The sequence below is a fragment of the Okeania sp. genome, from assembly GCF_983059655.1.
Genome location: NZ_CEZPJD010001085.1, coordinates 1 through 2,155, shown reverse-complemented (window position 1 = coordinate 2,155; position 2,155 = coordinate 1). Strand labels below are relative to the sequence as shown.

Here is a 2,155-nt window from a genome sequence, read left to right as displayed (position 1 = left end):
CTAGGACATCAAATGGTCCTCGTTGACTTTGGGCGCGTCCGACTGCTACAGTCATTGCGGAATTCTCCAAATAATTATGATAACTACGGTTAATGTTTTTATCTCAACCTTCTCTAAATAATTATTGTTCTGCCATAGCAGAATATGAGAGGTTTTGTAAACATTGTTTAAATTTCTTTACCGTAGTTATCATTATATAGATAATTTCCCCTTGGAGCAACCAGAAAAAATAGTTTTTAGGGACAATTTGCTTGTTAGATTTTAGATTTAGACTTGGAAGTTAAGTATTCTCAATTCCTATGGGGCAAGCTCAGATGACTGTATTTGAATCTTAATAGCCAGTAGAAGTATATCTAGAGCTGTCCCAAAAGTATTAAAGTACAGATTGACAGTTGGATAAGTATTAAGATGAGTAATGTTAATACTTATCTAACTAAGAAATGTTCACTATTGACATTATTGTGAAGTACACCCCTGCACCATTTTCAGTACAACGTAAGTTAGCTGAGGATGCTGAAGCTGTTTATCAACAAGTACTTGAGTCTATTCGTTCTGGTAATCCTCAAGTTATAGAACTTACTTGTGAGAAAATGCCTGAGAAAAAAATTGCTGTACTAGCCAGTGAAGTTTCTGGTGTCCAGATTTCCCAAAAATCTGGTGCTGCAGCTACTGGAAGACCACCTGGTTTTGTTGCCCTGACACAATGAAGCCTAACGATAACAGTGTTCAAACTCACCCGGCGATTGTAGTACAAGATCTTTGTTTTAATTGGTCTAATGGTAGTCAGGTTTTACGTTCTTGTTCTCTAACAGTACCTAAGGGGGAATTCTGGATGCTCCTGGGTACTAATGGTAGTGGTAAATCAACTTTGTTAAGGGTATTGGCAGGACTTTTGTCTCCTCAGTCTGGAAAAATTCATTTTGAAGGGCAAATGGGTTTTGTGTTCCAAAATCCTGACCATCAATTGGTGATGCCTACTGTGGGAGCAGATGTTGCTTTTGGACTGGTTGAGGAGAGACTTTCTCAACTTCAAATTCGTCATCGGGTAGAAGATGCTTTAACAGCAGTCAATCTTTTAGATCTACAAAGGCGTCCTATATATGCTTTAAGCGGGGGTCAAAAACAAAGGATAGCGATCGCTGGAGCTATTGCTCGTAATTGTGACATTTTGCTTTTGGATGAGCCTACTGCTTTACTTGACCCAGACAGTCAATTAGATTTGGTCACTCAAGTTCAAAGTTTGGTGAAAAACCGAGGCATTACTGCTCTATGGGTTACTCATCGCTTAAATGAGCTGGATTATTGCGATGGAGCATTTGTACTGGATCGAGGTCAAGTAGTAACACGCAAGCCTGAAACTTTTGAAGAAAAGTTTGATTAAATCTTGAGCTTAAATTTGCACGTTCTCAAATGTACAAAGTATGAGTAGGGTTTGCTGAAAAAGTATTATGGGTAAGGGTAGGAGTCAGGAGTCAGGAGAAATGGGAATTATGGAGGAGGTAGTGGGAACAATTGTCCCTCAATTTTTCTGCCATAATTATCCTAAAATACTAGCTTTTTGTAGCTCTTGCCACCAAAAAGCTGGTACTTTTTTCAACTAAAAAATGCACTTGCCAATATCAGTCAATACTTTGAGGATTAATCAGCAAGCTGTAAGTAGGAGGAATGGCAGACACGAGTAATAGTAGAAAAAAAATCAAACTAGTGAAGATAGTGATTCGATCCTCCCAGACAGAGTACAGCCAGATTTCCAATCCTTAAACTCTCAAGCTTTGAGAGTTTAGGGATTATTTTTTTGACCAAAAAATTAGGTCTCAAGCCTCCCCTTTCAACCTACATTCCGCACGACAAAACGTAGTATAAATGGCAAGTAGTCAATAGCCAGTAGTCAGTAGTCAGTAGGGAATGATGTGCAGCTTATATGTGGCGTGTGCGCGAGTATTTATGCTTAATATTTTCCTGAGAATTTGACTCTTGAAAAAGGTCAATGACGATAATTTATACAGTATAAATACTTACCAAATTCGGATTTATATACTACTTTTAATGTTACAAGTTGACGTGCGGAATGTGAGTTTCAAGGGGATGAAAAAAAATCAAGTTCAATATTTCAAGCCTCTGACTTTAGGCAGAGGTACTGATAACTGATAACTGA

General features: G+C 38.1%; 2 protein-coding genes. Both read left to right on the top strand.

Annotated elements, in window-relative coordinates:
- Positions 1-440 precede the first annotated feature (440 nt).
- Positions 441-707 (top strand): UPF0367 protein family, encoded by a 267-nt coding sequence (locus AC3DU7_RS32025; RefSeq protein ID WP_488043262.1) that lies wholly within the window; start codon positions 441-443, stop codon positions 705-707.
- The gene (locus AC3DU7_RS32020) at positions 704-1,381 is read left to right on the top strand and encodes an energy-coupling factor ABC transporter ATP-binding protein (RefSeq protein WP_488043261.1); all 678 of its coding nucleotides are present in this window, start codon (positions 704-706) and stop codon (positions 1,379-1,381) included. The genes AC3DU7_RS32025 and AC3DU7_RS32020 overlap by 4 nt, the downstream gene beginning before the upstream one ends.
- The last annotated feature ends 774 nt before the right edge of the window (positions 1,382-2,155 follow it).

Coding starts and splice junctions, on each gene's coding strand:
- AC3DU7_RS32025 (WP_488043262.1), top strand. CDS start 441: ATGTTCACTATTGACATTATTGTGAAGTACACCCCTGCACCATTTTCA.
- AC3DU7_RS32020 (WP_488043261.1), top strand. CDS start 704: ATGAAGCCTAACGATAACAGTGTTCAAACTCACCCGGCGATTGTAGTA.